This window comes from Enterobacter cloacae complex sp. IR5384, assembly GCF_049237265.1.
GTDB classification, from domain to species: Bacteria; Pseudomonadota; Gammaproteobacteria; order Enterobacterales; family Enterobacteriaceae; genus Enterobacter; species Enterobacter cloacae.
On record NZ_JBMKHJ010000001.1, the window covers coordinates 326,406 to 348,781 of the forward strand.

Below are 22,376 nucleotides of genomic sequence, written 5' to 3' on the forward strand. Positions count from 1 at the left end.
CAATTTAATTTTACTAACCATGTATAGTGCTAATATACCCTCCATAAAAAGACATGAGCGGCAATCCTTACAGCTTATGTTTCTTACAATACTCCGGGAATTAGTTGACGTCCTTTCATTCCCTCAGCGAAAAAATTTCAAAAAAAACTTGACCGCGTAAATCAGAATGTGAATTGCAAGGTCTGCAGAATAAAAATAACCAAACCGGCGAGTGACAACAGAGGGCCAAACGGAATAACGCTATTTTCTTTAACCGCTTTATAAAAAACAAAATACAGTGCGATACCGCTTAATGCCGCCGCGAGCAATAACGAAGGTAACGCCTGCCAGCCGCACCACGCGCCCAGCGCAGCCAGCAGCTTAAAATCACCGTAGCCCAATCCCTCGCGTCCTGTTGTCAGGCGAAAGGCCCAGTAGAGAAGCCACAGCGACAGGTAGCCCGCCGCTGCGCCAAACAGGGCATCCGACAACGGTAAGGTATGAAAAAGCGCATGATTCAGCAGGCCCGCCCACAGCAGCGGCTGCGTCAGGCAGTCCGGCAGCAGCATGTGTTTTGCGTCTATCGCCGCCAGCGGCAGCAGTCCACACCAGAGCACCCATAGCGACATCAATGCAGCCGCAGACGGGGCGTACGCCGCCGTCAGGGCAAAAAACAGGGCACTGGAAAGTTCAAGCAACAGCAGACGCAGCGGGATCGCGGTCTGGCAGCAGCGGCAGCGCCCACGCAGGCAACACCAGCTCAGAACCGGGATATTTTCCCACCAGGCGAGCGTGTGGGAGCATGCGGGACAGTGGGAGGCCGGAAACAGCAGGTTTCCGGCACCCTCCTCCTCTTTAATGAGCGGGGGAATGCGTTCGACCACCACCCCCAGAAAGCTGCCGATAATGCCGCCAAGCGTGCCGCTGAGCAGGCAAAGGGCGGGCATCTGGCTGCCCTGAAGCAGCGTCAGCGAGTTCATGCCACTTTCGCCCAGGAGAGCTTAATCTGGGCCTTTACATCGCTAAGGTGATCAACCGGCGTGAGATCCATTTTCTCCAGACGAACCCCGGTGGTTAAATTCACCTCCCGAAGCCAGTTTTTCAGTTCATAGACGTTGACCCGATCAATATTAAACGTCAGGGTTTGCCCGTCCTGCTGGATATTACTCAGCGCAACGTGGATCTCTTTGGCGCTCTCTTCCACCACGCTTCTCGGGTTACTGGTTTTTAATACTTTCGCCTGAAGGTGATTTTTATTAATTTCTGCACGCATCCAGTTCAGGGTCTGTTTCTGTTTTTGCAGCGTGCTTTTCTCATTTTTAATAATATTATCCAGCGGGGTCATTACACCGTACCAGATAATGGCGCAACAGAGCGCGGAGCCACAGAGTTTAATCAGCGTTCGTTCGCGCGGGCTGTAACGCAAATAGCGTGCTTTTAATTGTCCAATTTTCTCTTTCATTTATATTTCCCTGTGATGATAGCGGTATAAGGCGCTTCACTGGAGACCGGCTGCAGCGTAAAGTCGAAGGTATCACTCGCCTTATTGACGAACGCCTGCAACGCCGTGGGATCCATCGAACGGATGTTCAGCGTGAGCTGATTCTGGGTGTCGTCGTATCCCACTTCACTCAGTTCGACCGCCGGGAGCGATTGCTTGACCTGCTCCAGTGCGTCCAGTTGAAGAAAGATCCCTTTCTTCTCTTTCTTGATGTTCTGCCCGAAGTGGTACTTCAGGTTGGTGGTCTGGCGCAGCGTGGGGAAATAGTGCTGGGCCAATTCCACCATCTGCTGCTGGGCCAGGTTTTCCTGGTTAGAGAGCATCCAGGCCATGCCGATACGAGGGCCAACCAGCAGCCCGAGACTCAGCATCGCCATGGCGGCAAGGGCCGGTTTCGCATAACGGAAACCGGTCTGTGCACCCGTGGCGCTAAAAACGCCGTGCAGCAGGTTTGCTTTGCAGCTTTTCCACTGCGGCTGGATCAGCACCAGCGGATGCTGCCAGGCCCGTTGCTCATCCACCTGCACGTCCGCTGGCGCATCGCCGTAACAGACGAGGTTACCGGCGCACTGCTGGCTCAACAGCAGCGGCAACAGGGCGGCGTCGGTTTCACAGGCGCCAAACGGCGAATAGCGCATCCAGTAGCCGCTGTCGGTGGAGACCAGCGTGCTGCCGCCTTCGGTTACCGGCAGAAGGATCGCATCGGGCAGCACCTGCACCACCGTCAGCCCGGCATCGGCACAGCGGTCCAGCCAGTACTGCAAACGCGCCGCATCAATGGCCACCGCGTCCACTTCCCGCCCCTTCTTGTTGAGCACCGTCCAGTGAAGCGTGTCCACATCGCCAATCAGCGTCTCTTCTGCCAGCCAGGAGAACTCAACGCTGCCTTTTTTGGGCAACGTGAAGCGACGGAAGATCATTTCGCTGGCCGGCAGTAGCAGGCAGACGCGTGCGGCTAACGCGTGACCGGCAAGCGCCGCCAGTGACGCCCCGCCCTGACGCTGTTCCACCTGGTCGCTACCGGACTCGCACCACATTATGTTCCCGTCCTCATGCGTGTCGGGACGAATAAAAAGCACCTGTTTCATAGAATTCGTCTTGTGTTATTCAACCATTCGGTAGCGACGTTGCCAGGTAATCACCTTCCCGGCTTCATTATCAACATGAAGCTGGCTGACGACGCGCAGCGTTAAATCATCGGTATTGCCGGTACTGTTGACCCGGAAATAGTGACTGTTTACCGCAAGAAACGCCTGAACCTGCTTGAGGGCGTCTTTGGTCTGCGGATAATTTGTCTCAAGCTCTTTCTGGAATGCCTCCATCGACTCCCAGCCCTCTTCCGGGCGGGAGGCGATCAGACGGGCGGCTTCGTCCTCGCTCAGCGAGCCGATAAACAGGGCTGCCAATAGCGGTGCCTGTTCTTCGGTCAGGGTGTTGACATCCACCTTGCTGGCGGTGTCGGGTAAGGCGCACAGCACTTTACTGACCTTGCCGTAGGCCGCCACCGGAAACGCGGGCAGCAGCTTTAGCTCGCCCGGGGTGCGCATCATCTGATTCGCAGGCAGCCGCGCAGGCTCTACGCCCGCCCAGGCATCCGACTCCAGCCCCTCTTTGGCCGTTGTGGTATCACCGTCGAGATAGTCCATCAGCTGCTGGTAAATCTCTTCTGCGTCACCGGCAGAAATGCCGCTGTCGGTCAGAAGCTGCTCAACGATGCGCGCTTTGACCGGTTTTTCCGGCAACGCCCCTGCGGTCTGTACCGCGGGGGTCGGATCGGCCGCCAGCAGGTTATTGACGTTAAAGCAGGTCTGGGCATCCTCAATCTGGCTCACCACGGTGTAGTGTTCACCCTCTGTCTCCACCGGCTCTGTCCACTCCCCTTTGGGCGACAGACCCTGGCTGTCACCGCTGGCGTAGGTCTGAAGCAGACCTTCAATGGTTTTTTGCTGGCTCTGAATGGCCCAGCGCAGCTGCTGCTGGCTTACCTGATAACGGGTTTTCTGCAGATTGCGGCAGAACTGCTGGCTGATTTTGGCCGCCAGCGCCGACATCATGACCAGCAAAATTAGCACCACCAGCAGCGCGACACCGCGCTGTTTTCGAACCGATTTTCCGCTCATTTGTTCTCTCCTGACGGAGCGGGCACCGGCTGCGGCTGCGCTGGCGTGGCCGCATCCCGCGATGGCGCAGGCGTTTGTTCTGTTGGTGCCGCCGGGGCGACCGGCATATCACCCGGCGTGGTAAATACCCAGCGCCAGGTATCGCCATTCTCCATGGTCAGCAGAAGCTCTACGCCGTCCGGCTGATGCGCCGTGTCGGTCCATTTGTTCTGCCAGCCCTCTTTCCAGAAGCGCCATGTCATCTCTTTTACATCGCTGAGGATCGGCACCTCTTCTGGCTTCACATCGGCAGGGCTGTCGATAACCGGCCAGATATCGCGCCACAGTTTTTTGTCCTCAAGCCGCCAGCGCACGCGCTCCAGCTGGACCTGACCGCTCACGCCGTTCAGCGTGGTCAGCTCCAGCGCATCGTCGTGCTGGATAAATACGTCAGGCTCGTTGCGTGGCGCGCGTGCCTGAAGCTGAAAGAAATCCCGCTCCAGCAGGTTATAGGCGCGCTGAAGCTGGTTGAGTTGAGTCGCCGCCACGTCGGTGGCGTTCGAGGTGCGCATCGCCCCGTCCAGAATTTGCCAGGCAAGCGTGCTGATAACCGCGAAGATGGTCAGCGCAATCATAATCTCCAGCAGCGTAAAGCCCTGCTGACGCTGAATGTGCTTACTCATTTCACCTCTCCGGGTTCCGGTATCTGCAGGCTCAACACCGGTTTGTCTTCATCATCCTCGGCGTACACCTGCACTTCATCGGCAAAGCGATTTTCGGCGGTTTTCACCCGCTGCTTGCGCCAGATCCAGCTTCGCCCCCCCATGATTTCTGTCCCTGTCTGCAGGGCATCCGGGAACGGCGTGTTGCTCAGCTTTGCTTCCGCCAGCTGGTTTTCCGCCACCCAGCTCGCCTGCAGCGAATCGGCCAGGCCATGGGTAAAGCGCACGTTCAGCGAGACGGAGTTCATCAGCGCCAGCGCGGCGGTGGAGAAGATGACCAGAGCGACCATCACTTCCAGCAGGGTCATCCCCTGTTCTTTGCGTTTAGTCATCGTTCTCTACCGAAACCGGTGATGCCCCCTGCGACACCACGCGAAAGCGCTGTTTTTTATCGAAACTCTGCAGGGACAGCGTGAAGCGGCTTATCTCCCCGTCCGGCAAAAAGACAATCTGCGGCGTGGCGTCGGTTGTGGCAGCAATGCGCTGCGGTGACAGCGACACGTGCATCTCTTCCGGGAACTGGCCGTGGGTGACAATGCGCCCGGCGGTTAAGGGTTCCCAGTGTCGTTCGCCCTCTTTTTCGGCCCAGGTCACCAGCTGATATTCTGAGGTGGTGATCACCAGCCCAACGATATTTCCGTCCATTACCGCACGGTCTGAACCATATTCAACGAGGGCTTTTAACTGCTGACCGAAAATATCCGCGCCGCTGCGCGAGGGGATTGTCGACACCACCATCATGGCGCAGGAGGCAAATATCACCAGCGCCAGAATAATTTCCAGTAAGGTAAACCCACGTTGCTTATTCATTACTTCTCTTTTTTATCTAAAGACCAGTTGGTAATATCATCCGCGGTATTCGCTTCAGCATCCGGGCCCGCAGAGAAAACATCCACTGCGCCATGTTCACCCGGGCTGACCAGAATATAATCATTGCCCCACGGATCTTCCGGCAGGCGGCGAATATAGCCATCATCACGGTAGTTTTTCGGGATTGGCGCGATATCAGGTTTGGTGACCAGCGCCTGCAACCCCTGCTCCGTCGTGGGGTAACGGTGGTTATCCAGCTTGTACATATCCAGCGAACCTTCCAGCGCCACAATATCGCTGGTTGCTTTCTGGGCATCGGCTTTTTCTTTATTCCCCATTAAATTTGGTACCACCATACTGGCGAGCACACCGAGAATAACGATCACCACCATTAATTCGAGCAAGGTAAAACCGGCCTGACCTTTCAGGCTATTTCGTTTTAAAGACATATTTAACCCACCATATTATTGAGCTGAAGAAGCGGTTGTAATATTGACAGCACGATAAATAAAACCACTGTCGCCATTGTCACCACCAGTGCCGGTTCAAATACCGACAGCGTTAACGTAATTCGATGCTGTAATGCCGATTCCTGGTTTTCCGCGGCGCGATCCATTAATGAACCTAATTCCCCGCTCTCTTCGCCGGAGGCAATCATGTACAGCATGGTCGGCGGAAAGAGCTTCGCCTGGTCCAGCGCGTTATACAGAGAAGCGCCCTGACGTACGGTATCCGCCGCCTGCTCCAGCACCTGCCGGGCATAGAGGTTTTCGATCCCGTCCATCGCGATATACATCCCCTCCAGCAGCGGGACGCTACTGGCCTGCAGGATGCTGAGCGTGCGGATATAGCGGGCGCTGTTGATGGCGCAAACCAGCTTTTTGATCGGCGAGCCATTCACCAGCCAGCTGTGCCAGCGAAAGCGGTTCGTGGTTTTCTTCACCCACGTCTTAAAGCCCACGATTGCACCGAACAGCCCCCCGGCAATGTAGATCCCGTACGCCTGCAGAAAATCGCTCACCGCAATCAGCGTGCGGGTGGTGATCGGCAGCTGCTGTTTCATGTGCACGAACTGCTCGATGACCTGCGGCACCACCGCCACCAGCAGGATGCTGATCACCGCCACGGCAACCACCGTCAGGGTGATCGGGTAGACCATCGCCTGCGTCAGCTTGCTTTTCATCTTCTGGCGCTGCTCGTTGTACTCTGCCAGCTTCTCCAGCACATCGCCGAGGTGGCCGGTTTTTTCCCCGGCCATCACCAGCGTGCAGTACAGCTTGTCGAAGGTGCGCGGGAACTGGCTGAAGGCATCAAACAGCGTATGCCCTTCCACCACTTTCTCGCGGATCTCCGTCACCATAGCCGCCAGCTTTTTGTCTTCCGTCTGCTTTGAAATGGCCTTCAGGGCGCTTTCCAGCGGCAGCGACGCGTTAACCAGCGTTGACAGCTGACGGGTGAACATCGACAGCACCGGCACAGAGAGTCTGGCGCCGGTTTTGGCTTTAGCGCTGGCCGCATTTTCACGGGTTTCGGTGATGGTGAGCGGCATCAGCTTCTGCTCACGCAGCGACTGGCGCACCTGCTTAGGTCCCTCCGCCTGCAGCGTGCCGCGCTGGGTTTTTCCGGCGGCATCGGTCGCAGTCCACGCGTAGAAAGCCATTATTCATCGCCTCCACGCTCGGCGGTCACGCGCATCACCTCTTCAAGGGACGTGATACCGCTGATGACCTTCATCAGCCCGTTTTCGCGCAGGCTGTAGGCCTGTTTGAACAGCTCGGTCTCAATGGACATCTCATCTTTGTCTTCATGAATGGCGCGACGCATGGCGCTGTCGACCACCAGAAACTCGTGAATGCCCGCGCGTCCCTGATACCCGCTCTGGCGGCACTGGTCGCAACCAACGGCGCGATAGATGGCCTTTGGTGGCTTATCCATAAAGCTAAACAGCGCTTTTTCATTGTCATCCAGCGGACTGGTGGTACGGCAGTGCGGACACAGCCGACGCACCAGACGCTGGGCAATGACGCCGAGTAGCGACGAACCAATTAAAAAGGACTCCAGCCCCATATCCCGCAGACGGGTGATGGCCCCCGCCGCACTGTTGGTGTGCAGCGTAGACATGACCAGGTGACCGGTGAGCGACGCCTGCACCGCGATTTGCGCGGTTTCACCGTCACGAATTTCCCCGATCATCACCACGTCCGGATCCTGACGCAAAATGGCGCGCAGGCCGCGGGCAAAGGTCATGTCCACACGCGGGTTGACCTGCGTCTGCCCCACCCCTTCCAGCTCGTACTCAATCGGATCTTCGACGGTCAGAATGTTGCGTTCATGTCCGTTCAGGGCCGACAGAATGGCATACAGGGTGGTACTTTTACCGGAGCCTGTCGGCCCGGTGACCAGGATGATGCCGTGCGGGCGGTTAATCAGCCCTTTCAGTTTTTCCAGCTCTTCATCAATGAGTCCGAGCTTGTTGATATCCGGTTTCAGGTTGCTCTTGTCGAGCAGACGCATGACCACGCGCTCGCCGTACTGCGACGGAATGGTCGAGACACGCACGTCAATCGCCTTGCGGCCAATGCGCAGGGAGATACGGCCATCCTGCGGCAGACGTTTTTCGGCAATGTCGAGTTTCGACATGACCTTAATACGCGAGACCAGCAGCGGGGCCAGTTTACGTGCGGGCTGGAGCACCGGGCGCAGCACGCCGTCAACGCGAAAACGGATGCTCAGCGTGCGCTCAAAGGTTTCGATATGGATATCCGATGCACCGTCTTTCACCGCTTCGCCGAGAATGGCGTTGATCAGGCGGATCACCGGCGAGTTTTCGTCGTTATCCAGTAGATCTTCGTTGTCCGGGATCTCCTCGGTTAACGCCATCAGATCGATATCCGCATCCATATCGTCCACCAGTTGCTGCGAAACGCCGCTGTTCTGCTGCCAGATTTTGGCCAGCATCTCATCAAACGCCTCCGCGCTCAGCGTCTGGGGCACAAAGGCGCGCCCCAGTACCCGGCGCATCTCCAGTAGCGCAAACGCGGGGACGTCATCACGGATATAGACCGTGTCGTTCCAGAAAAGGATGCCGTTCTCCTTCGCAAAGCCGCTGGTGCAAAGCTGTTTCGTCAGTTCATCCACGCGTCACCCCCCCTTACTCTTTGAAGGGGTTGCGCGTGGTGGCAGGTGCGCTCACGCCGACCGGCATGGAGTGATCCTGCTTTGGATAGGCAGGCAGGACGGCGTTATCGGTGTTCTCAACAATGCCGAGCTTTTTCTCCTCCAGACGCTGCTGTTGACGGGCGCGGATCTGGTCGTATTTCTCCTTCGTCGCCGCGCTGTAGTTGTCGTCATCACGCAGGACGGTGGTATGGATAAAGACCATCAGATTGCGCTTCGACGTATCCTCCGAGGTATAGCGGAACAACTGTCCCACCAGCGGCAGATCGCCGAGCAGCGGCACTTTCGACACGTTCTGTTTGCTGACGTTTTCCATCAGACCGCCCAGCACCACCGTCTGGCCACTGTGGACCATCACTTCGTTGTTGATGGTACGGGTGTTGAAGGTTGGGCCGAGGCTGGCGTCTTCGGTGGCGCTGGCGTCAACGCTGGAGACCTCCTGCTCGATCTTCAGGTGGATCATGTCCCCGTCGTTGATCTGCGGAACAATCTTCAGCTTGGTACCGACGGTTTTACGCTCAACCGAGTTAAAGACGTTGTCGCCGCTGGTGGTCTGAGAACCCGACAGCACCGGCACATCCTGACCCACGTTGAACGACGCTTCTTTGTTATCCAGCGTCACCACGCTTGGCGTGGAGAGAATATCGTTCTTGCCGCTGGTGGAGAGCGCGGTCAGCAGTGCACCATAGTCACCGTTGAAGAAACCGGTCGCCAGGCCAGTAAAGGAGGCCCCTTTGATCGTGCCGTTTTTGACCTGGCTAATGGGCAGACCGGTTGAACCGAACTGCACGCCGCCGTGTTTGCCGGTCCACTGCACGCCGAGATCCATGCCGTTACCGTCCTGCACTTCCGCAATGATGGCTTCCACCAGTACCTGCGGACGACGAATATCCAGCTTGTCGATCACCTTCTCCAGCGAGTTCATGACGTTTGGCTGAGCGGTGATCACCAGCGAGTTGGTGGACTCATCGGCGGTGATATTCAGCTCGCTATTGGTTGTGGCGGTTTTGCTTTTCGCGGTACCGGCTTTGTCTTTCAGCTGCTCACCAATACCGGTCAGCACCGGCACCACTTTCGAGGCGTTGGCGTATTTCAGGTAGAAGACGCGGGTATTGCCCTCGTTGTTCTGTTCGCGGTCGAGCTGGCCAATCAGCGAGCGGGTACGCGCGCGGGCATCTTCGGTACCGCTGATCACCAGGCTGTTGGTTTCATCATCGGCCACCACTTTAGTCGCCAGCTGCGGGGCGTTCTGCCCTTTCTGCTCTTCATTGTTGAGGTTGTTCAACATATCGGAGAGCTCTTTCGCCGAGGCATAGCGCAACGGTACGATTTCACGACGCTGCATACCGGAACGGTCCACGCGCTCAACCAGATCCACCAGGCGGTTCACCACCGAGGCTTTCCCGGTTAACAGCAGCACGTTAGAGGGTTCAAAATGGACCACGTTGCCGATCCCCGAGGCATCGTTCAGCTGGCGCAGCAGCGGGGCCAGCTCGCGCACGGGGACGTTCTCCATGCGCACTACGCGGGTGATGATCTCATCCCCTTTGCCCGGGTTTTTACTGTCGGCCACCGGCACCCCGGCGGTACGCGCCACGCTGGAACGCACCACTTTGATCATGCCGTTATCCATTGGGATCACCGACAGACCGTAGAGATCCAGCACGCTCAGGAAGAACTGATAATATTCCTCTTCCGACAGCACGTTATAGGTTCTCACCGACACCGTGCCCTGAACGGACGGATCGACGAGAATCGTTTTATTCAGATTGCGACTTACCGTATCGATAAATTCGCGAATATCGGTATTTTTAAAACTGGCGCTAAAGTTGGCTGCAAACAGCGAACCGGAATATAACGACAATGCGGTCAGCGCCACGCACGCCCATGGAAATTTCTTCATGATTTACACTTGTTAATTGTTTAGAACATTAACCCGAATATTTTCAAGGTGAGCGTGCCGTCTGACGACGACCTCCGCTTCTTTCATTTTCGACCAGTTGGCGATAATATTTTTCGCCTGCGCTTCTTTCGTCATATCGACGTCATTCACTTTCACCACCACATCACCCTGTTTCAGTCCTGTTTCACTGTAAAAAGGCGAAGCATTGCGTGGATTAATGTTAAAGCCTTCCAGTTGGCCTTTATCGATTAACGGTTTTAACACCAGATAATCATCGAGATGCAGACTGTCCGCGCCGGCATCTTTTTTCGATTTCGTCACCGGGCTATTGCCTGCATCGCCCTTAAAATAAGGCGGCTGTTTGAGGGCGAGCGTTTGCTTCGTGCCTTCATACTGAACAACCACGTTATCTTTATTAATTTCATCCACATACGCGTCGTCGAACCCCACCAGCGGTTCCCCTTCCCGGTAGCTCTGCTGCCCGGCGGGGGTCTTAATCACGGCGAACGACAGCCACGACTCATCGCTGCGGATGATGCCTTCAATTTCTGCAGACAGCGGCACTTTTACTGCCGCCGGAACGTCGGCCTGACGGACCGCAGCCGTAAAAAGACCAAACGTTTTGTCACTGTTACGCGGTTTTAGCGGCGCTTTATCAGCATTCGCTAACTTATTCGTAACCTTTTTATAATCTTTAAAAACGACATAACCCTGCTGGCTGCAAAAAATTAGCATGACTAGCATTATGCAGGGCGTCATTAGCCTGGAAAGGAATGCGTTCCTCATTATTATCGGGCCTTTTAGCAAAGCAGGAATTCGCAGCGGTATGCTGCATAACTTAGTGAGCAAATAGTAATAAGCGTGACCAGTGCAAACCACCGGCTTCGCTATTAACTTTAATGAAGAAAATGATTGACCGGAAAAAAAGGGAATGTTAGATGCGGCCTGACAGGTTATTTTTACTCTGGTGTTAAATTGACCACGACAGGGGCTTACCGTACTTTTCGCCCATTGCTATTAAAGAGAAGAGACGGTAAGTCGTTATGTATCAGAGCCATTTTAAATTCAGTACCCCGCCGTTCAGAAATATCACCCGCAAGTCGGGCGATTTTCTGGTGCCTTATCATCAGGATGTGTTTAATCTTCTGAAAGAGAAAAGCCAGCAGGCAGGGATCACCGGGCTCTTTTACCACGACAGCGAACTGCTGGGGCAGTTCAGCGATGCCCTCAAAGCCAACAGCAAATCGGTGCTCTGCATTAATGCCTTTCCGAAGCTGAGCGCCAGTAGCCTGCTGTTCAAACTCAACCCGGTAGCGAAAGAGAAGAACAAGCTCCAGGCGGTTGACGCCATTATTCGCCAGTGGCGCGATGCGAAGTCGACCCACAAGGTGCTGGTCATTTCCCAGGCGCAGGCGATGAAGGCCAGCGGCTATGACGTGCTGGGCATACTGCTTACCCGTGCGCAAGAGCTGGATGTTCGCCTGTCGATTGTGCTGATGGGCACGGCCGACCAGGAAGTGATGCTGAAAGCCTCTGCCCTGCAGGAATATGTGCTGACCTGCCACACCCTGCGTAACCTGACCTGCCGCGAGTTCCTGAGCTACGTTGACGCCCAGTGCCACGAGCACGGCGCGGATGTCTCTCCGCTGACGCCCGCTCGCGTGAAAAAAATCCACGCCCTGACCAAAGGCAACATCAGCAAGCTGAACGAACTGGCTCATCTTTCCATGCTGGCCGCCTGGACCGAACGGGCGCCAAACGTTGGACCGCGTCATTTGCGTCTCGCCACCGGTGAAGCCCTGCCAGCGCCTAAGCGTGGTAAAACGCTGGCCTCCATCGGGTTGTTCGCGTCCGTCCTGTTCGCCGCCTGCGGCTGGATGATGACCTCGTCCATTACGGCAAAACTGCCGGTGGCGCTGCCGGTACCGACCAGCTGGAAACAGCAGGTAAAAACGCCAGACGCGCCGGTACTGCCGGTTATCGAACAGGAGGTGGTGAATCAGCCCGATGCCATGCACCAGCTTTATGCCATGTGGGGCTATGACGCCTCTGCCGACGATGCCCTGTGCCAGAATGCCGCAAAAGTGAACCTGATGTGTAAACAGGGTAATGCCTCCCTGGACACGCTGGCTAATGACGGTTACCCGTGGGTGAGCGAGATTAAAACAGGCGATCACATTAATTACGCCGTCGTGGCGCGTGCCGGGAAAAATTCCCTCGATCTGCTGATGAACAACCGCACCTGGCAGGTGAGCCGCACGTGGTATAACCAGCACGCAACGGGCAATTACACCCTTCTGCACCGCCTGACCCCGTCAGGTAAAGACGAAATCACCGCCGCCAGCGACAGTAAAGATCTTGAGTGGCTGGATCAGCAGCTGAGCGTGGCGCTGGGCGAAAACGAAACGCACGATAAAAACTGGACGGCGGAACTGATGAAGCGCACCCGCGAATTCCAGGAAAAAATGCACCTCCGCGTCGACGGTATTCCGGGTGAAGACACTCTGATGCAGCTGATGCGCGAAACCCATACCACGCCGAGCGTGTTGATCCAGACAACCCAGGCTAACCCGACTACGCAAGAGAAGCACGCATAATGTCTACCATCTGCCTCGCTGCCCAGCGCAGCTATACCACCGGGGAACCGGTCTGGTTCTCATGGCGTTTGCCGTCATTCAGTAAAATTATCAGCGTGCTGACGCTCTGGTGTCTGGGGCTGTGCGCGCTGATCGTCGCAGGCCTGTATGCGCACGTGTACTGGAACCTGCGCCACCCGGCGCCGGTGATAAAAAAGGTGAGCGTCGCGAAGCCAGACACCACCCTTTCTGATATGCATTACGTGTATGTCACCAAACCGTTCCCGCACCCGCAGCCAAAGCCGCAGTCTGTAAAAGTGCAGGAAGATTTACCGCCGATGGACAATATGCCCATTAATAGTGACGAAAATGAGTGGCAGCAGGCACCTGATGGCGCATTGCCGGACAGCCCCGTCACGCATGATACTTCGCGCGATACCTTACCCGGCACCGAAGCGCACGAACAGGCGATGAAACACGCGCAGGCAACGCAGCCGGATGAAGACAATTCATTAAAAACGTTATTTATGCAGGCGCTAAAACAGCAGCAGGATGATATGGCGAAGGGAAAAATGCCCGCACCACCGGTTGACGAAACGCAAAATGCGTCTCCTTCGATAATAAAAGGAGACGCAGGAGGGGATTAATATTTTTCCGGCAGGGTGGTCAGGCTAATCAGTCGCCCTTTCTCGACCACAATATATTGACCTTTTTTCAGGTCTGAGAGAATTTTAATAATGGTGCTGCGTGCCAGGTTGGTGTATTCCTGAATATAATCATAAATATTAATATCTCGCTGATGATCAACAATCAGCTCGTTAATTTCTATCAGGAATTCACGGACGACGGAGTACGCGCTGCGGGCAACTAAAACATCATCCCGCTTGCTGAGCAAACAGATATACCATGCCAGCACTTTGGTCAGTTCAGGCCACAGCCCGTGCTGAGTCATTAACTGCTGGAATTGATCTTTATGTATGGTACGAACCACGGTATTACTGCGCACCACGCCCTGCATATGCGTAGAGTTGTAGAAAATAGCGGAGAGACCAAAGATACATTGTCCCTGTAGCGTAAACATACATAAGTCATCAGAACTGCGGCGGAACTCGACTTCTCCGCTGACGATAATGTGAATATTATCGGAGTTACAGGTTGATATTTTTTGCCATTTTCTTAACGTTTTTTCTTCATACCCGGCCGTTGCAGAAATAATGGCTTCCATTTCATGATGGGGACGTGTTTTTTTACCAAAAATGCTTAACATTATTATACCCAATTAAGATGTTTAAATAAGAAAATTGTCCGGCAAGGTGTTACGTTGCCGTAAAATGTGTTGGTATTCTTTTTGAAATTAAAAAAACCAAAAGAGGACTGTTTCTTTAATTTGATTCATGCTGTGAATCGATGAATCAATCTTAGATGAGGGCGATTTTAAATCAATTTACTTAAAATGAATTGAGAATGTACTTAAGATTAATCTTATGATCATGCTCACAAAAACGAGGCATTCGGGTTAATCCCGAAGGATTACCCCTGCCCGTATTTCTCTAAAAGTGCTTCGGCAATGGCCAGCGTTTCCACATCTGCCACGCCGTTCCACAGCTGCGGCCTGAAGTGCATCTGGAAGACCATAATGATGCGCTTCTGCTGAGCGGGGGTGCTGTTGTCGGGAACCTCGTAACCGTAACGCGCGAGCAAATCAAGTAACGCTGCGGTCTCCACGGCCTGATACCGTGGCCGCCCGTTCATATAGAACGCCACCCGGGACGCGTCGGGCCAGGCGCCAATCCCCTGCTCTGCAAGCTCGCGCCACGGGAACAGCGGACCGGGATCGTCCTTGCGCTGAGGCGCGATATCCGCATGGGCCACCACGTTCTCGGGTTTAATGTGATAGCGGGCAATAATGTCTTTTGCGAGCGGTACCAGGGCCGCAATTTGCGCGGGTTCGAACGGCGAAAAGTGTTTTACTCCGGCCGTTTTTTGCCAGCCGCGATTCTCAAGCTCAATGCCAACCGACGTATCATTAATACGGTTGGTGCCGCGCCAGAAGCTGATACCCGCATGCCAGGCCAGTTCGTTCTCGGGAACCAGCTGCCAGATGCGCGGTTTACCGTCCGGCGCGGGCGGCTTCGCCGGGATCAAATAGTGGGAGCTGACGTTCTTGTCCGTCAGCGTGGCCAGCGAACTGTCAAAGTCATCCGCCGTATAGTGGATAACCAGCACCTTGATGCGCGGATAGGCCGCCTGCGCCTGGTGGCGGGTATCCAGTTCATAGGCGCCTTTATCCACAATGCCTTTTTCCGTGGCGCACCCTGCCAGCAACAGCGCCAGCAGGAGTGTTGAAAACGCGCGTTTCATCGACGGGTTTTCACCGCCGTACCGCTTACGCTCACCATCAGCATGCTGGCATCTTTACCGACGGTTTCGTAGTCGATATCAATCCCCACAACCGCATCCGCCCCCAGTGCTTTGGCCTGTTCGCCCAGCTCCTTAAAGGCGATTTCCCGGGCTTTACGCAGCTCTTTTTCATACGCGCCAGAGCGGCCGCCGACGATATCGCGGATACCGGCAAAGAAATCGCGAAAAATGTTGGCCCCCAGAATGGCTTCGCCCGTGACCACACCGCAATACTCGGTAATCGGCTGCCCTTCCAGGGTTGGCGTTGTTGAAAACTGCATGGTTTCTCTCCTTCTTTAGCGTTCAATGCCTTAGCCCATAACTTCACCAGCATTATCGGTTCGTTACGCTATGATTGAAAGGATAGTTAATAAATAAGGAAATCAACATGCGCTACTCTGCTTTAACGCTTTTGGTGCCCTGCGCGCTGGTGCTCAGCGCGTGTACCACCACGGTCACGCCAGCCTTTAAGGATATCGGTACCCGCAGCGGCCCCTGTATAGAGGGCGGCCCGGATACCGTGGCGCAACAGTTCTATGATTATCGCATTCAACACCGCAGCAACGATCTCACCGGCCTGCGTCCGTATCTGAGCGATGGGCTGGCAAAACTGCTGAACGATGCCACGCGCGATCCGCAGCACAACGCGCTGCTGAAATCCGATCCGTTCTCCAGTCGCACGACGTTGCCGGACAGCGCCGAGGTGGCCAGCGCCTCGACCATCCCGAACACCGATGCGCGTAACATCCCCCTGCGCGTGAAGCTGACCCAGGGCACCCAAACCTGGCAGGATGAAGTGCTGATGATCCGCGAAGGCCAGTGCTGGGCGGTGGATGACGTACGCTATATCGGCGGGAGCGTACATGCCCCGGCAGGCACGCTTCGCCAGTCGATTGAGAATCGCTAAACCCACTGTTTCAGAATTGTAAACCCCGAAAAATGTGCGGCATTTCATGCGGAATGCCTACATTTATACTCGCCGACCTTGGGCTTCGCTATTTTGTGCTATGTTTAAGGGGTATTACGGGTTATATTTAACTTTTAACGCAGAAATATTGCATAACTATTCTGTCAACGGTACTATCTGCGGCCTCAATTGCTATAGATTGCCTGGATGAGTAAAGACTGCCCCGATGAGTATTAAACTAAACGGCATTAACTGCTTCTACGGCGCACACCAGGCGCTGTTCGACATCACGCTGGAGTGCCCGGAAGGCGAAACGCTGGTTTTGCTTGGCCCAAGTGGCGCGGGTAAAAGTTCTCTTTTGCGTGTCCTTAATCTGCTTGAAATGCCCCGTTCAGGAACGCTGGCTATCGCCGGTAACCACTTTGATTTTGCGAAAACGCCGTCCGATAAAGCGATTCGTGAACTGCGTCAAAACGTTGGCATGGTCTTCCAGCAATACAACCTCTGGCCGCACCTGACCGTCCTGCAAAACCTGATTGAAGCGCCCTGCCGCGTTCTCGGTTTGAGCAAGGATCAGGCGATGGCGCGTGCTGAAAAGCTGCTGGAGCGTCTGCGCCTTAAGCCCTACAGCGATCGTTATCCGCTGCACCTCTCCGGGGGTCAACAACAGCGTGTGGCGATTGCCCGTGCGCTGATGATGGAGCCAGCGGTACTGCTGTTTGATGAGCCGACCGCTGCGCTGGACCCGGAAATCACCGCCCAGATCGTGAGCATCATTCGTGAGCTGGCGGAAACCAACATTACTCAGGTCATCGTCACCCATGAAGTGGAAGTGGCGCGTAAAACCGCCAGCCGTGTGGTCTACATGGAAAACGGGTATATCGTTGAGCAAGGTGATGCGAGTTGCTTTACCAACCCGCAAACCGATGCCTTCAAAAACTACTTATCTCACTGAGAGTGCCAGGGAAAATGATAATGAAAAAAGTATTGATTGCCGCGCTGCTCGCTAGCGTCAGCCTTTCCGCTACCGCAGCCCAGACCATCCGTTTCGCCACCGAAGCGTCCTATCCTCCGTTTGAATCTATCGACGCCAACAACAAGATTGTGGGCTTCGATGTCGATCTGGCTAACGCGCTGTGTAAAGAGATCGACGCGACCTGTACCTTCAGCAACCAGGCGTTTGACAGCCTGATCCCAAGCCTGAAGTTCCGCCGTATCGACGCCGTGATGGCCGGTATGGACATCACCCCAGAGCGTGAAAAGCAGGTGCTGTTCACCACGCCGTACTATGACAACTCCGCCCTGTTTATTGGTCAGAAAGGGAAATTTACCTCTGTTGACCAGCTGAAAGGCAAAAAAGTGGGCGTACAGAACGGCACCACGCACCAGAAATTCATCATGGATAAACATCCGGAAATCACCACCGTGCCTTACGACAGCTACCAGAACGCGAAGCTGGATCTGCAGAACGGCCGTATCGATGGCGTGTTTGGTGACACCGCGGTAGTAACCGAATGGCTGAAAGCCAACGATAAACTCGCGCCAGTGGGCGACAAAGTGACCGACAAGGACTACTTCGGCACAGGTCTGGGGATTGCCGTTCGTCAGGGCAACACTGAGCTGCAGCAGAAATTCAACGCTGCGCTGGAAAAAGTGAAGAAAGACGGCACCTACGAAACCATCTATAAAAAATGGTTCCAGAAGTAATTCCTGATGAATGAAATTCTTCCTTTAGCAAGCGCCGCCGGGATGACCGTCGGCCTTGCCGTTTGCGCACTGATTATCGGCCTGGTGCTGGCGATGTTCTTTGCGGTATGGGAATCTGCAAAATGGTTCCCTGTCGCCTGGACCGGCTCCGCGCTGGTCACCGTGCTGCGTGGGCTACCGGAGATTCTGGTGGTCCTGTTTATCTATTTCGGTTCCTCACAGCTGCTGCTCACGCTGTCGGACGGCTTTACCCTCAATCTTGGTGTCGTGCAGATCCCGGTGCAGATGCAGATTGAAAACTTCGACGTCAGCCCGTTCCTCTGTGGCGTCATTGCCCTTTCCCTGCTCTATTCTGCGTACGCGTCGCAAACCCTGCGCGGTGCGCTGAAAGCGGTACCGCAAGGACAATGGGAATCTGGCCAGGCGCTGGGAATGTCGAAAGCGGCGATCTTCTTCCGCCTGGTGATGCCGCAGATGTGGCGTCATGCCCTGCCGGGTTTAGGGAACCAGTGGCTGGTGCTGCTGAAAGATACGGCGCTGGTGAGCCTGATAAGCGTTAACGATTTAATGTTGCAGACCAAAAGCATCGCTACCCGCACCCAGGAGCCGTTTACCTGGTACATTGTGGCGGCGGCTATCTACCTGGTGATCACGTTGCTGAGTCAGTACATCCTTAAGCGTATTGACCTGCGTGCGACGCGCTTTGAACGGAGACCAGGCTGATGCTGGACTATTTACCCGAGCTGATGAAAGGGCTGCACACCAGCCTGACGTTGACCGTGGCGTCCATCATCGTGGCGCTGATCCTGGCGCTGATCTTTACCATCATCCTGACGCTGAAAACGCCGGTGCTGGTGTGGATTGTGCGCGGCTATATCACCCTCTTTACCGGTACGCCGCTGCTGGTGCAGATCTTCCTGATTTACTACGGCCCGGGCCAGTTCCCGTCGCTACAGGAGTATCCGGTTATCTGGCATCTGCTCTCTGAGCCGTGGCTGTGTGCCCTGATCGCCCTTTCACTGAACAGCGCCGCCTACACCACTCAGCTGTTCTACGGAGCGATCCGCGCCATTCCGGAAGGACAATGGCAGTCCTGCGGCGCGCTCGGCATGAGCAAAAAAGATACGCTGGCCATTTTGCTGCCGTACGCCTTTAAGCGTGCCCTCTCCTCTTACTCCAACGAAGTGGTGCTGGTGTTCAAGAGTACCTCGCTGGCCTACACCATCACCCTGATGGAAGTGATGGGCCACGGGCAACTGCTGTATGGACGCACCTACGATGTGATGGTGTTTGGCGCGGCAGGCGTGGTGTATCTGGTGGTTAACGGACTGTTGACGTTGATGATGCGCCTGATCGAGCGTAAAGCGCTGGCATTTGAGCGCAGAAATTAATCACATAAATGCATAAAACGGTATTGATAAAGCGGGTAACCTGATGGGTTATCCGCTTTTTTTTATTCCACAATAAATATTTAATCATTTATATTGAATATAAATTCATTAAGTGGCATTGTACTTTCATAAGACCTACAGACGGGAGTATTACAATGAAAAAGTTACTTCTGGCCGCATTACTGGCAACGTTTGCCGCAGGCGCAACGGCTGCCGATAAAATCAATTTCGGCGTTTCTGCCACGTATCCACCATTTGAATCGCTGGATGCCAGCAACCAGATCGTGGGTTTTGATATCGATCTGGCAAAAGCGCTGTGCAAACAGATGCAGGCCGACTGCACCTTTACCAACCATGCCTTTGACAGCCTGATCCCGTCCCTGAAATTTAAAAAATACGACGCGGTGATCTCCGGTATGGACATCACGCCAGAGCGTAGCAAGCAGGTGGCCTTCACCGACCCGTACTACGCCAACTCGGCGGTGGTCATCGCGAAGAAAGGGGCTTATAAATCCTTTGATGAGCTGAAAGGCAAGCGCATCGGGATGGAAAACGGCACCACGCACCAGAAGTACCTGCAGGACAAACATCCTGAAGTGAAAACCGTGGCCTATGACAGCTACCAGAACGCGATTATCGACCTGAAAAACGGCCGTATCGATGGCGTATTTGGTGACACCGCGGTCGTCAACGAATGGCTGAAAACCAACCCGCAGCTCGGTACGGCAACCGAAAAAGTGACCGATCCGCAGTACTTCGGTACGGGTCTGGGCATTGCGGTGCGTCCGGATAACAAAGCGTTGCTGGCCAAACTGAACGGCGCGCTGAAGGCGATTAAAGCTGACGGTACGTATCAGAAAATCAGCGACCAGTGGTTCCCGCAGTAACTTTTTTTGCCGGGTGACGGCTTCGCCTTACCCGGCCTACGGGGGGAGTTGTAGGCCGGGTAAGCGCAGCGCCACCCGGCACTCTCTCACAACGGCACGAAGAACCTGAACCGCGCCCCGCTCACCGACTCCATCAGCCTGATCCCTCCCCCGTGTAGTTCCAGCATCCGTTTGACAATCAACAGCCCTAACCCACCGCGATTCTCCCGCGTTGCCTGCGGATTCAACGCTGAAGGCCGCTGGAACAGATCGTCGCGCAGCGCGGCATCCACACCGGTTCCTGAATCGGCCACCTCAACCTGTAGCTTTTCATTCTCCTGCCATACGGCGAGACGGATCTTGCCGCCGGTGGGGGTATGGCGGATGGCGTTATCCAGCAGATTGGTCACCACGCGCTCTATCATCGAGACATCGGCATACACCAGCGGCAGCGGCCCGGGAACGTCTATCTGGAGCTGAAGCTCGCGCGTGCGCGCCGTGAGCTCAAACTTTTGCGCCACGTCGGAAATAAGCTCTCCCATCGCAAAACGCTCGCGCTGGGGCTTGATGCCGCCGTGCTCAAGACGCGCAAGCTCAAACAGCTGCTGTGACAGGTGACGCACCTTTTGCCCCTGACGCAACGCCGTGGCGAGGTATTGCTGATGCTCCTGCTGCGTCAGGGTGGCGGATTTCAGCGACAGCGTTTCCAGATAGCCCAGCAGCGAGGTCAGCGGCGTGCGTAAGTCGTGGGAAATATTGGCGATAAACTCCCGGCGCTGGCGGTCGCTGTCGGCCAGTTGATCCCACTGGTGGGTGATTTTGCGTGCCAGCTCGATAAAACTGTTACGCAGGAGCGCCACTTCATCTTTTGCTGCCGCATCCGGCTGTTGGACCGCCAGCGCGCGTATCGCGCTCATGCTGTCATGCTCCAGCCCGGCCACTTCACGCGTCAATCGTTTAACCGGACGCGTGACCCAGTACCAGATCAGTAAGCCCGCCAGCAGGCCAAACAGCGCCACCCACAGCATTGACCAGAGCACCGTACTCCACAGCGCCTTGTGCCAGGCCATGTCCGCCAGCGCGTTCGACTCCTCGCCCTGTAAAATAATATACAGATAGCCTTTAAGCTCGCCGTCCTGACGTAACGGCGTCGCGCTGAACACTTTCTTGTTCTGGCTACGCGGATCGTCGCCAAAAACCGGCATGGCCGCACCGCTGAGGAACTCCTGTACCGGCGCGAGATTGATGCTTTGTCGCTGAATATGGCCAGGCGGGGCGGCATCGGCCAGGATATCGCCATCCGGGGAGACGACGTACAGTTCCACGCTCGGGTTGAAGGTCATCAGCCTGTCAAAGAGCGGTTTCAGCGCGGTACGGTCGACCCTGCCCTGGGCGTTCAGAATTGGTTCGCGCTGCACGATCTGTTGCGCCAGGCCGCCAGAGAGACGCTGAACCATGGCGTTACCATACTGCATGCTGCTGTAGAGCTGGACGGCGCAGGCGACGGCGGCACAGAGCATCATCAATAAAATAAACAGCAGCGTCAGGCGCTGGCTCAGGCTAAAGCGGCGCATCATGGTGCGGCTCCGCAAATTTATAGCCTTTGCCCCAGACGGTGCGAATGATCTCCGGCTCGGCAGCGTCTTTTTCAATCTTGATGCGCAGGCGGTTGATATGGGTGTTAACGGTATGCTCGTAACCTTCGTGCTGATAGCCCCACACCTGCTCCAGCAGCGCCAGACGCGAGAAGACCTCGCCAGGATGGCGGGCAAAGAAGTACAGCAGTTCAAACTCGCGCGGGGTGAGATCCACTATCTGGCCGTGAAGCAGCACGCTGCGGGCCAGCGGGTCGATCGTCAGGCCATGCGCCTGAATATTCCCGGCACTCTGCGCCTGCCCCATCGCCTGCTGGCGGCGGAACAACGCCTTAATGCGCGCAATCAGCTCCTGCACCGAGAACGGTTTTGCCAGATAATCATCCGCGCCGGTTTCCAGGCCGGTGATCCGATCGGTTTCGCTGCTGCGGGCGCTGATAATGATTACCGGCAGGTAGCGGGTCATCTGGCGAATACGACGGCAAATCTCCAGGCCGTCGACGTTGGGGAGCATGAGATCGAGGATCACCGCGTCCCACGGCTGTTTTTCAAGGCACTGTAACGCGTTGCCGCCGTCGGGCTCGTGGGTGATGATGTAGCCTTCATCTTCTAAATTGAGTCGCAGAAGTGCCGCGATATCGTGGTCATCTTCCACCAGCAGGATCTGCTTCATGGGTAAGCCTTATTTCATCTCTTATGACGTAAGCTTACCTGATTTCGCAGGGTTGAAGAGTTCACATTTT

Annotated in this window: 25 protein-coding genes; 8 read left to right on the forward strand and 17 right to left on the reverse strand. The window is 55.4% G+C overall.

What is annotated here, in order from left to right; translation table 11 throughout:
• Positions 1–161: 161 nt before the first annotated feature.
• The 12 genes from ACOTX3_RS01610 to gspC are packed head-to-tail and all read right to left on the reverse strand — an operon-like array spanning position 162 to position 10,935.
• Positions 162–959, reverse strand: a complete 798-nt coding sequence (locus ACOTX3_RS01610; protein WP_013097342.1) for a prepilin peptidase — start codon at positions 957–959, stop codon at positions 162–164.
• Positions 956–1,441: a type II secretion system protein M gene (locus ACOTX3_RS01615; RefSeq protein ID WP_023621352.1), complete on the reverse strand. Its 486-nt coding sequence runs from the start codon at positions 1,439–1,441 to the stop codon at positions 956–958. Before ACOTX3_RS01615 ends, ACOTX3_RS01610 begins: the two co-directional genes overlap by 4 nt.
• Positions 1,438–2,568, reverse strand: coding sequence for a type II secretion system protein GspL (gene gspL / locus ACOTX3_RS01620; RefSeq protein ID WP_127869013.1), 1,131 nt, complete (start codon positions 2,566–2,568; stop codon positions 1,438–1,440). Before gspL ends, ACOTX3_RS01615 begins: the two co-directional genes overlap by 4 nt.
• Before the next feature lie 15 nt (positions 2,569–2,583).
• Positions 2,584–3,600 (reverse strand): type II secretion system minor pseudopilin GspK, encoded by a 1,017-nt coding sequence (gene gspK / locus ACOTX3_RS01625; protein ID WP_020689914.1) that lies wholly within the window; start codon positions 3,598–3,600, stop codon positions 2,584–2,586.
• Complete coding sequence (gene gspJ, locus ACOTX3_RS01630; protein ID WP_058679290.1) at positions 3,597–4,262, reverse strand: type II secretion system minor pseudopilin GspJ; 666 nt, start codon at positions 4,260–4,262, stop codon at positions 3,597–3,599. The genes gspK and gspJ overlap by 4 nt, the downstream gene beginning before the upstream one ends.
• Entirely contained in the window at positions 4,259–4,633 is a 375-nt protein-coding gene (gspI, locus tag ACOTX3_RS01635; protein ID WP_029883205.1) for a type II secretion system minor pseudopilin GspI, read from the reverse strand. The genes gspJ and gspI overlap by 4 nt, the downstream gene beginning before the upstream one ends.
• Positions 4,626–5,111: a type II secretion system minor pseudopilin GspH gene (gspH, locus tag ACOTX3_RS01640; protein ID WP_020689911.1), complete on the reverse strand. Its 486-nt coding sequence runs from the start codon at positions 5,109–5,111 to the stop codon at positions 4,626–4,628. Before gspH ends, gspI begins: the two co-directional genes overlap by 8 nt.
• Positions 5,111–5,560 (reverse strand): type II secretion system major pseudopilin GspG, encoded by a 450-nt coding sequence (gene gspG, locus ACOTX3_RS01645; protein ID WP_013097349.1) that lies wholly within the window; start codon positions 5,558–5,560, stop codon positions 5,111–5,113. Before gspG ends, gspH begins: the two co-directional genes overlap by 1 nt.
• A 2-nt stretch (positions 5,561–5,562) precedes the next feature.
• Positions 5,563–6,771, reverse strand: a complete 1,209-nt coding sequence (gene gspF / locus ACOTX3_RS01650) for a type II secretion system inner membrane protein GspF (protein ID WP_020689910.1) — start codon at positions 6,769–6,771, stop codon at positions 5,563–5,565.
• Positions 6,771–8,249 (reverse strand): type II secretion system ATPase GspE, encoded by a 1,479-nt coding sequence (gspE, locus tag ACOTX3_RS01655; protein ID WP_013097351.1) that lies wholly within the window; start codon positions 8,247–8,249, stop codon positions 6,771–6,773. Before gspE ends, gspF begins: the two co-directional genes overlap by 1 nt.
• Positions 8,250–8,262: 13 nt before the next feature.
• Complete coding sequence (gene gspD / locus ACOTX3_RS01660; RefSeq protein WP_013097352.1) at positions 8,263–10,191, reverse strand: type II secretion system secretin GspD; 1,929 nt, start codon at positions 10,189–10,191, stop codon at positions 8,263–8,265.
• Between the two features lie 12 nt (positions 10,192–10,203).
• Positions 10,204–10,935, reverse strand: a complete 732-nt coding sequence (gene gspC / locus ACOTX3_RS01665; protein ID WP_058679292.1) for a type II secretion system protein GspC — start codon at positions 10,933–10,935, stop codon at positions 10,204–10,206.
• 299 nt (positions 10,936–11,234) lie between these two features.
• Here gspC and ACOTX3_RS01670 point away from each other — a divergent pair, with 299 nt between their 5' ends.
• Complete coding sequence (locus tag ACOTX3_RS01670) at positions 11,235–12,788, forward strand: ExeA family protein (protein WP_058679293.1); 1,554 nt, start codon at positions 11,235–11,237, stop codon at positions 12,786–12,788.
• Positions 12,788–13,414: a hypothetical protein gene (locus ACOTX3_RS01675; RefSeq protein ID WP_013097356.1), complete on the forward strand. Its 627-nt coding sequence runs from the start codon at positions 12,788–12,790 to the stop codon at positions 13,412–13,414. The genes ACOTX3_RS01670 and ACOTX3_RS01675 overlap by 1 nt, the downstream gene beginning before the upstream one ends.
• Here ACOTX3_RS01675 and ACOTX3_RS01680 read toward each other — a convergent pair.
• The 3 genes from ACOTX3_RS01680 to ACOTX3_RS01690 form a co-directional block, all read right to left on the reverse strand.
• On the reverse strand, positions 13,411–14,034 hold the full coding sequence (locus ACOTX3_RS01680; protein ID WP_013097357.1) for a helix-turn-helix domain-containing protein: 624 nt from the start codon (positions 14,032–14,034) through the stop codon (positions 13,411–13,413). The genes ACOTX3_RS01675 and ACOTX3_RS01680 overlap by 4 nt on opposite strands.
• A 263-nt stretch (positions 14,035–14,297) precedes the next feature.
• Positions 14,298–15,128: an N-acetylmuramoyl-L-alanine amidase gene (locus ACOTX3_RS01685; RefSeq protein ID WP_013097358.1), complete on the reverse strand. Its 831-nt coding sequence runs from the start codon at positions 15,126–15,128 to the stop codon at positions 14,298–14,300.
• On the reverse strand, positions 15,125–15,448 hold the full coding sequence (locus ACOTX3_RS01690; RefSeq protein ID WP_006174327.1) for a heavy metal-binding domain-containing protein: 324 nt from the start codon (positions 15,446–15,448) through the stop codon (positions 15,125–15,127). Before ACOTX3_RS01690 ends, ACOTX3_RS01685 begins: the two co-directional genes overlap by 4 nt.
• Before the next feature lie 107 nt (positions 15,449–15,555).
• Between ACOTX3_RS01690 and ACOTX3_RS01695 the strand changes: the two genes are divergently transcribed.
• The 6 genes from ACOTX3_RS01695 (at position 15,556) to artJ (ending at position 20,059) form a co-directional block, all read left to right on the forward strand.
• Positions 15,556–16,074, forward strand: a complete 519-nt coding sequence (locus ACOTX3_RS01695) for a lipoprotein (protein WP_013097359.1) — start codon at positions 15,556–15,558, stop codon at positions 16,072–16,074.
• Positions 16,075–16,300: 226 nt separating this feature from the next.
• The gene (artP, locus tag ACOTX3_RS01700) at positions 16,301–17,029 is read left to right on the forward strand and encodes an arginine ABC transporter ATP-binding protein ArtP (RefSeq protein ID WP_013097360.1); all 729 of its coding nucleotides are present in this window, start codon (positions 16,301–16,303) and stop codon (positions 17,027–17,029) included.
• 20 nt (positions 17,030–17,049) lie between these two features.
• A complete protein-coding gene (gene artI / locus ACOTX3_RS01705) occupies positions 17,050–17,781 on the forward strand; it encodes an arginine ABC transporter substrate-binding protein ArtI (protein ID WP_020689903.1) in 732 nt (243 codons plus the stop codon).
• A 6-nt stretch (positions 17,782–17,787) separates the two neighbouring features.
• The gene (artQ, locus tag ACOTX3_RS01710) at positions 17,788–18,504 is read left to right on the forward strand and encodes an arginine ABC transporter permease ArtQ (protein WP_013097362.1); all 717 of its coding nucleotides are present in this window, start codon (positions 17,788–17,790) and stop codon (positions 18,502–18,504) included.
• A complete protein-coding gene (gene artM / locus ACOTX3_RS01715; protein ID WP_013097363.1) occupies positions 18,504–19,172 on the forward strand; it encodes an arginine ABC transporter permease ArtM in 669 nt (222 codons plus the stop codon). Before artQ ends, artM begins: the two co-directional genes overlap by 1 nt.
• Positions 19,173–19,327: 155 nt before the next feature.
• Complete coding sequence (gene artJ, locus ACOTX3_RS01720) at positions 19,328–20,059, forward strand: arginine ABC transporter substrate-binding protein ArtJ (protein ID WP_421631597.1); 732 nt, start codon at positions 19,328–19,330, stop codon at positions 20,057–20,059.
• Positions 20,060–20,145: 86 nt separating this feature from the next.
• Here artJ and ACOTX3_RS01725 read toward each other — a convergent pair whose 3' ends face one another.
• Both ACOTX3_RS01725 and ACOTX3_RS01730 read right to left on the reverse strand, forming a co-directional pair.
• Positions 20,146–21,615, reverse strand: a complete 1,470-nt coding sequence (locus tag ACOTX3_RS01725; protein ID WP_058679294.1) for a sensor histidine kinase — start codon at positions 21,613–21,615, stop codon at positions 20,146–20,148.
• Positions 21,599–22,306, reverse strand: a complete 708-nt coding sequence (locus tag ACOTX3_RS01730) for a response regulator transcription factor (RefSeq protein WP_029883196.1) — start codon at positions 22,304–22,306, stop codon at positions 21,599–21,601. Before ACOTX3_RS01730 ends, ACOTX3_RS01725 begins: the two co-directional genes overlap by 17 nt.
• Positions 22,307–22,376 lie beyond the last annotated feature (70 nt).